This is a genomic window from Actinoalloteichus spitiensis RMV-1378 (genome assembly GCF_000239155.1).
GTDB classification, from domain to species: Bacteria; Actinomycetota; Actinomycetes; order Mycobacteriales; family Pseudonocardiaceae; genus Actinoalloteichus_B; species Actinoalloteichus_B spitiensis.
The window spans coordinates 1-7,084 of record NZ_AGVX02000030.1 but is presented as its reverse complement, the minus strand read 5'-3'; the positions used below and the strand labels follow the sequence as shown (position 1 = coordinate 7,084).

Below are 7,084 nucleotides of genomic sequence, written 5' to 3'. Positions count from 1 at the left end.
AGGCACGCCGGAGGCGCGGACGCCCCGCCCGCGCCTCCGGCGCCGGGTGGCTCCGGGCGGGTGGAGACACCCGCCGGGTTCCTGGCAGCTCAGGCCTCGGCGACCAGGCGGCGCAGCTCGTCGAAGCTGGGGAGGAAGGCGTCCCCCGGGCACTGCGTCACCTTCCAGTCGCGGTGGCCGGAGATCACCGGCATCGTGCGTTCCGCACCGGTCACCGGATCCGTCCAGTTCGTGGTGCCCTGCGGGTCCAGGGAGCACCAGGAGCACAGGGCGGCGAGCACCCGGACGAGGCTGTCGACGGCCGCAGGCGCGGGAGCCGACACCGAGAAGTCCCCGACCAGGCAGACCCCGATGTTGCCCCTGTTGTGGCTGGCGACGTGCCCCGCGGTCACCGCCAGCGGCGCGCCGAGCTGGGGGTCCCGGTCGAAGACGGGGTGCCCGTCCTGACCGGACACCCGTCCCTCGTAGATCCGCCCCTCCGGGTCGATCAGCAGGTGGTACCCGATGTCGCCCCACCCGTTGCTGACGGCGTGCAGCCGGTAGACGTGCCGGATGTCGGCGGCGTGGTCGGCGGAGGGCGCGATGGCGGTGTGGTGCACGGTGAGCACCTGCGGGCGGGTGAACTCCTGCTCCCACAGCTCCTCCCCGTCGGCGCCGAACCGCAGGCTCTCGTCCGCGCCCCACCCGGCCCGGCTCACCACCCCAAGCCCCGGGCCGCTCTCCCCCGGCACCGTCAGGTCCTCGACCGGCTCCTCGCGCCCGGCCGCGCCGTCCCCGAAGGCCAGCACGGTCGCGACGTGGTGCCCGGCGGGCAACCGCACCTCCACCGACCGGGTCGCCGGGGGAACCGGCACCAGCGCGGAGGTGCGCGGCGGCAGGTCGTCCCGCCCGTCCTCCAGGACGGTGAGCGGATGCCAGTCACCCGAGGGCAGCGAGCGCAGGGCCCCGGCGTCCGTCCCCGCCAGCGGCCCGTCGAAGAGCAGGCCCACCCGGCTCGTGCCCTCGCTGAGGGCCACCTGCTGTCCGTCGCTCACCTCGGGGGACGCCACGGGGAGAGGAGCCGCACCCCCGCTGGTGGAGCCGAGGGCACGCGGCGCCCCCAGCGCCATCGCGCCCGCACCGAGCAGCACACCGGTCAGCAGATCACGTCGTGTGGCCATGACTCTCCTAAGGACGGCGTTCGTCCGGGCGAGGAGTCCCGAACCCCGGGTATCAGAGTCAACGACGAGCGGTGGGCTCCCGCAAACGCGCCACGACGGGCTGAGCCACGAAAGAGGGATGGGAATGCCGGTCCGTGGCGGACCGAGGTTCCCACCCCTCGCGGTACCGCCCCGGCGCCCCAGCGCCAGGGCACGGGGTCAGGCGCGCAGCATCTCGGCGATCAGGAACGCGAGTTCCAGCGACTGCTGGGTGTTCAGACGCGGGTCGCACGCCGTCTCGTAACGGCCCGCCAGGTCGGAGTCGGAGATGTCCTGGGCGCCGCCCAGGCACTCCGTGACGTCCTCACCGGTCAGCTCGATGTGAACGCCACCGGGGTAGGTGCCCAGCGCGCGGTGCACCTCGAAGAAGCCCTGCACCTCGTCGACCACCCGGTCGAAGTGCCGCGTCTTGTAGCCGGTCACGGACTCGACGGTGTTGCCGTGCATCGGGTCGCACTGCCAGATCACCTGGTGTCCGGTGGCGGTGACCTTCTCCACGATGGCGGGGAGGACCTCCCGCACCTTGGTGCTGCCCATCCTGCTGATCAGCGTCAGCCGGCCCGGCACGTTCTCCGGGTCGAGCCGCTCCACGTACTCGACCGCCATCTCCGGCGTGGTGGACGGCCCGATCTTGAGGCCGATCGGGTTGGCCAGCAGCTCCGCCAGCGCGATGTGCGCGCCGTCCAGCTGCCGGGTGCGCTCACCGATCCACAGGAAGTGGGAGGACAGGTCGTAGAGCTTGCCGTTGTCCAGCCGCAGCAGCGCCCGCTCGTAGTCGAGCAGGAGCGCCTCGTGGCTGGAGAACACCTCCACCGTGTGGAGGTTGGTGTCCCGGACGCCGCAGGCGGACATGAACCGCAGTCCCCGGTCGATCTCGCCGGCCAGCGCCTCGTAGCGCTCTCCGGCCGGGGAGTTCAGCACGAAGTCCTTGTTCCAGTCGTGCACCCGGTGCAGGTCACCCATCCCGGCGGAGGTGAGGGCGCGCACCAGGTTCATCGTCGCGCCGGCGTTGGCGTAGGCGCGGATCATCCTGGACGGGTCGGGCACCCGGGCCTCCGGCGTGGCCCGGAGCGAGTTGACGATGTCCCCCCGGTAGGAGGGCAGTCCCAGCGCGTCGGTCGGCGAGGACCTGGGCTTGGCGTACTGGCCGGCGATACGGCCGACCTTCACGACAGGCAGGCTCGCGCCGTAGGTGAGGACGACGGCCATCTGCAGCAGGGTGCGGATGTTCGCCTTGATGTGGGGTTCGGTGTTGTCCGCGAAGGTCTCGGCGCAGTCCCCGCCCTGCAGGAGGAACGCCTCGCCCCTGGCCACGTCGGCCAGGCGCTGGTGCAGCAGGTCGACCTCGGCGGCCACGGTGATGGGCGGCACGCTCTCCAGCACCGCCCGCACCTGGCGGACGGCCTCGGGATCCGGCCACTCCGGCTGCTGGGCGGCCGGCCTGGCCAGCGCGGCGTCCAGCTGGTCGCGCAGCTCGGCCGACAGCGGCGGGAGCTCGGGCAGGGTCTCCACCGGCACGTCAACGGTCCAATTCACGGCAGCCAGCTTAGCGGCTACCGGCGGCGACCCGTCCCGGCCGAGACGACGAAGGGGAGAACGCTCGGCGAACGCGCACCCGTCGGGCGCCCCTGCGGAGGCACCACGAGCACGGGCGGAAGCCGGACGACCACGCCGCCTCTCCCACCCGTGCTCGACGATATCACCCGAACAGGCTAACCGTGAGGATCAGCCGAAGAACACCTCGGCTTCAGCGTAACGCTCCGACGGCACCGTCTTCAGGGTCTCGGTGGCCTCGGACAGCTTCACCCTGACGATGTCGGTACCGCGCAGCGCGACCATCACACCGAAGTCGCCCTCGGTCGCCGCGTCCACCGCCTGCAGGCCGAACCGGGTGGCGAGCACCCGGTCGTAGGCCGTCGGAGTGCCGCCGCGCTGGACGTGACCCAGCACGACCGCCCGGGACTCCTTGCCGGTCCTGGCCGCGATCTCGTCCGCCAACCAGGTACCGACACCGCCGAGCCGCACGTGCCCGAAGGCGTCCTTCTCGCCGGTCTGGAGCACCTCGGCACCGCCCTCGGGCATCGCGCCCTCGGCGACCACGATGATGGGCGCGTACTCCCGTTCGAAACGGCGTTCGACCCAGCCCACGACCTGGTCGACGTTGAACGGCTTCTCCGGAACCAGGATGACGTTGGCCCCACCGGCGAGCCCCGAGTGCAGGGCGATCCACCCGGCGTGCCGACCCATCACCTCGACGACGAGCGCCCGGTGGTGGGACTCGGCCGTGGTGCGAAGCCGGTCGATCGCCTCGGTGGCGATGTGCACCGCGGTGTCGAAGCCGAAGGTGTAGTCCGTGGCGTTCAGGTCGTTGTCGATCGTCTTCGGCACGCCGACCACGCCCACCCCGTCGTCGGTGAGCTTCTTGGCGACCCCGAGCGTGTCCTCGCCGCCGATGGCGATCAACGCGTCCACCCCCTCCTGGGCCAGGGTGCGCTTGATCGCCTCGACGCCGCCGTCGACCTTGTAGGGGTTGGTCCTGGACGACCCGAGGATCGTGCCACCCCTCGTGAGGATGTCCTCGACCTCGTCCAACCCGAGCGGCCTGGTCAGGCCCTCGATCGGCCCCTTCCACCCGTTGCGGAAGCCCACGAAGTCGTGCCCGTGGACCTCCACGCCCTTGCGGACGACGGCCCGGATGACCGCGTTCAGGCCCGGACAGTCGCCGCCTCCGGTGAGCACCCCGATGCGCATTTGCTCGACTCGCCTCCCTTGAAGACCCCGACGACGGGCCTGCCCGGCCTCCTGCTCGAACGCCCGTCGCCGGAAGCTGTGCGACCACGCTGCTACGGCGTGGCTGACATCACTACGGGGGAGAGAGTGCCATGCGCTGGATCGGTGCAGCAACGGGGCTTGGCGATCTTCCCGCTCCCGCCGGCATCCCGCCGGCGGGGTCAGGGGGACCACCAGCGGTCCCCCTGGTCCGGGCGGCCGCTCCGCCCCCGGTCGGGCAGGCCGGAGCCTGGAGGCACACCGGTTCGCCGGCACGCGGGGCCCCAGCCGGGGCGGGCTGGCTCGGTCATCGGTCAGCTGGCACGACGTCCCACGAGCGAGCGCCACCGCTCGTCGATGACCCGCCACCGCTCCCGGTTGTGCCGGGCGTCGGCCAGGGCGTCGTGCGCGTCGTCCGGGGGCGCGGGCAACCGGGGGCGGCCGACGTCCTCCCACCGCTGCCGGAGGTCCCTGGTGAAGCGGGGGAGCTGGGCCGGCAGGGCGGGCATCGCACCCCAGAGCTGGGCCAGGACGACGTGGTCGTAGGCGGCGTACCAGGCCCACAGCTCAACCTCACCGGGCCCGGACTCCGGGCCGGTCAGGAACTCCAGCAGTTCGGCCCGGATCCGGGACCGGTCACGCCACACCGGGCTGGCCGGGGGCGGCAGCTTCGACAGGACGTTGTTGCGGACCCAGCTACCGGCCCGCCCCGGGTCGAACTCGGTGGAGACGGCGTAGAACTCACGACCGTTCTCATCGACCACCCCGATCGACACCAGGTCGATGGTCACCCCGTCCTCGATGAACTCGCAGTCGTAGAAGTACCGCACCCGCCCACCCTAGGCGGCCCTTACCCGATCGGGGCGAGGGGGCGGAGGCGCCCGGCGAACCCCCTCGACGCCGGACGCACGCCTCGACGACCGCGCCGTGGCCTGGTCAGCTCGCCTTCGACTGGGGGAGCCTGTCCACCTCGGTGGCGGGGACCCGGGGCGGAACCGGGACCGTGCCGCTGGCCAGCTCCTCCTTCGCCTTGGTCGCGTAGATGTCCACGTACTCCTGCCCGGACAGCTCCATGAGCGCGTACATGATCTCGTCGGTGATGGCCCGTTCGACGAACCGGTCACCCGCCAGACCGTCGTACCGGGAGAAGTCGAGCGGCTTCCCGACCTTGATGCGGATCGGGTGCGGGCGCCACATCTTGGAACCGATGGGGTTGGCCTTGTCCGTTCCGAAGACCACGACCGGGATGACCGGGACCTTCGCCTCCAGGGCCATCCTGGCCACGCCGGTCTTGCCCTTGTACAGGCGCCCGTCGGGCGACCGGGTGCCCTCCGGGTAGACGCCGAGCAACTTGCCCTCGTTGAGCAGGCGCACCGCGGTGTCCAGGGCCGCCTGCGCGGCGGAACCGCCGGAACGGTCGACGGGGACCTGACCGACGCCGGTGAAGAACATCTTCTTCAGCCAGCCCTTGACGCCCTTGCCCGTGAAGTACTCGCGTTTCGCGAGGAAGGTGACCCTCCTCGGTACCCGGAGCGGCATGAAGAAGGAGTCGGCCACCGCGACGTGGTTGCCGGCCAGGATGGCTCCGCCGGTACGGGGGATGTTCTCCGCGCCCTCGATGCGCGGCCAGAAGAACAACCGCATCAGCGGGCCCATGAAGATATTCTTCATCAGCCAGTACATCACTGTGGCTTGCGCCTCCCTCAGCTACGAACCCGGAACCCCTCGGCGACCGGGAACCGGCGCCCGGAGCAAGCACCAGCGTAGCCAGTCGGGCCGCGACGCACCCCCCGCCAGTGGCCCGTCCCGCGTGCGACGATGTGCCGGGGTGCGCCAGTGACCGATCTCCCGGAGGAGGCCGCAGTGCCCGTGCTGCCCGGCGCCGAACCGTTCGAACACGACGGCTCGGCCGACGTCGGTGTCCTGTTGTGCCACGGCCTGACCGGTTCCCCGCACAGCCTCCGGCCCTGGGGTGAACGGTTGGCGGCGGAGGACTACTCGGTGCGCTGCCCCCGCCTCCCGGGCCACGGGACCCACTGGCGTGAGGTCGCCAGGACCCGCTGGCAGGACTGGTACGAGTGCGTCGAACGGTCCCTGGACGAGCTGCGGGACCGGTGCGGGACCGTGTTCGTCGCCGGCCTGTCGATGGGCGGCACGCTCGCCCTGCGGTTGGCGGAGCTCCGCCAGTCGGACATCGCCGGACTCATGCTGGTCAACCCGTCGGTGATGACCCGGCGCCGGCTCGCCGCCCTCACCCCCTGGTTGGCCCACGTCATGCCGACGACGCGGGGCATCGCCGGCGGCATCGCCAAGCCCGGCGTGCGGGAGGTGGGCTACGACCGCCTGCCCCTGCGGTCCGTGGCCACCCTCGCCGAGCTGTGGCGGCTCGTCCGAGCGGACCTCGGCAAAGTTCGCCAACCCGTCCTACTGTTCCACTCAGTGGTCGACGAGGTCGTCGAGCCGGTCAACTCACGAATCGTGCTTGACTCGGTGCGGAGCACCGATGTCACCGACGTCGTGCTGACCGACAGCGGCCACGTGGCCACCCTCGACTACGACGCGGACATCATCTTCAACCGGAGTGTCGACTTCGTGCGGCGGGTGCACGCAGCTCAGGCAGGAGACCGGCCATGACCCGAAGCCCGGGTGGGGCGGACAACCCGGAGGACATCGACGCGGCGTTCGCCGAGATCATCGAGGGGCTGCGCCGGGACACCGGTGGCAGTCCGCCCTGGCCCGAGGAGGAGGACGGCCGGCGCCGGCGCCGCGAGGCCCCCTCGGACGAGGAGGAACGCGAGCGCGAACTCCGGGCCCAGCAGGACCGGGAGGAGTCCGCCGCGGCCGCTCTGGCCGAGGAGGAGCGGGAACGCGCCGCCCGGCAGGCGGCGGAGGAGGACGAGGGGCACTTCGAGCCCCCGGAGCCACCGCCGCTGCCCCGCCCGAAGCGCAGCACGGTGGGGGCGCTCGCCCTGATCGGCCTCGGCCTGCTCCTGCTTGTCTTCCCGTCGCTGCTCGGTCTGAGCCGGGACGTGGCGCTGCCGCTCGGCCTGCTCGTGATCAGCGCAGCGGTCGGGCTGCTGCTGCTCAAACTGCGGCAGGGGGGGCCGCCGGGCCCC

7 protein-coding genes are annotated in these 7,084 nt (G+C 71.9%); 2 read left to right on the top strand and 5 right to left on the bottom strand.

Going from position 1 to position 7,084, the window contains the following annotated elements:
• Positions 1–89: 89 nt before the first annotated feature.
• The 5 genes from ACTIDRAF_RS0201660 to ACTIDRAF_RS0201640 form a co-directional block, all read right to left on the bottom strand.
• The gene (locus ACTIDRAF_RS0201660; protein WP_016696972.1) at positions 90–1,160 is read right to left on the bottom strand and encodes a peptidoglycan recognition protein family protein; all 1,071 of its coding nucleotides are present in this window, start codon (positions 1,158–1,160) and stop codon (positions 90–92) included.
• 198 nt (positions 1,161–1,358) lie between these two features.
• Positions 1,359–2,735, bottom strand: coding sequence for a class II 3-deoxy-7-phosphoheptulonate synthase (locus ACTIDRAF_RS0201655; RefSeq protein WP_026065676.1), 1,377 nt, complete (start codon positions 2,733–2,735; stop codon positions 1,359–1,361).
• A 189-nt stretch (positions 2,736–2,924) separates the two neighbouring features.
• Positions 2,925–3,950, bottom strand: a complete 1,026-nt coding sequence (locus tag ACTIDRAF_RS0201650; protein ID WP_016696970.1) for a 6-phosphofructokinase — start codon at positions 3,948–3,950, stop codon at positions 2,925–2,927.
• A 332-nt stretch (positions 3,951–4,282) separates the two neighbouring features.
• Positions 4,283–4,798, bottom strand: coding sequence for a polyadenylate-specific 3'-exoribonuclease AS (locus ACTIDRAF_RS0201645; RefSeq protein WP_016696969.1), 516 nt, complete (start codon positions 4,796–4,798; stop codon positions 4,283–4,285).
• Positions 4,799–4,904: 106 nt separating this feature from the next.
• Positions 4,905–5,654 carry a lysophospholipid acyltransferase family protein gene (locus tag ACTIDRAF_RS0201640; RefSeq protein WP_026065675.1) on the bottom strand — a complete coding sequence of 250 codons (750 nt, stop codon included), beginning with the start codon at positions 5,652–5,654 and terminating at the stop codon, positions 4,905–4,907.
• Positions 5,655–5,831: 177 nt separating this feature from the next.
• Between ACTIDRAF_RS0201640 and ACTIDRAF_RS0201635 the strand changes: the two genes are divergently transcribed.
• Together ACTIDRAF_RS0201635 and ACTIDRAF_RS0201630 are read left to right on the top strand one after the other, a co-directional pair.
• A complete protein-coding gene (locus ACTIDRAF_RS0201635) occupies positions 5,832–6,602 on the top strand; it encodes an alpha/beta hydrolase (RefSeq protein WP_016696967.1) in 771 nt (256 codons plus the stop codon).
• On the top strand, positions 6,599–7,084 hold a 486-nt coding region (locus tag ACTIDRAF_RS0201630; protein ID WP_016696966.1), incomplete at its 3' end, for a hypothetical protein. The genes ACTIDRAF_RS0201635 and ACTIDRAF_RS0201630, both read left to right, overlap by 4 nt.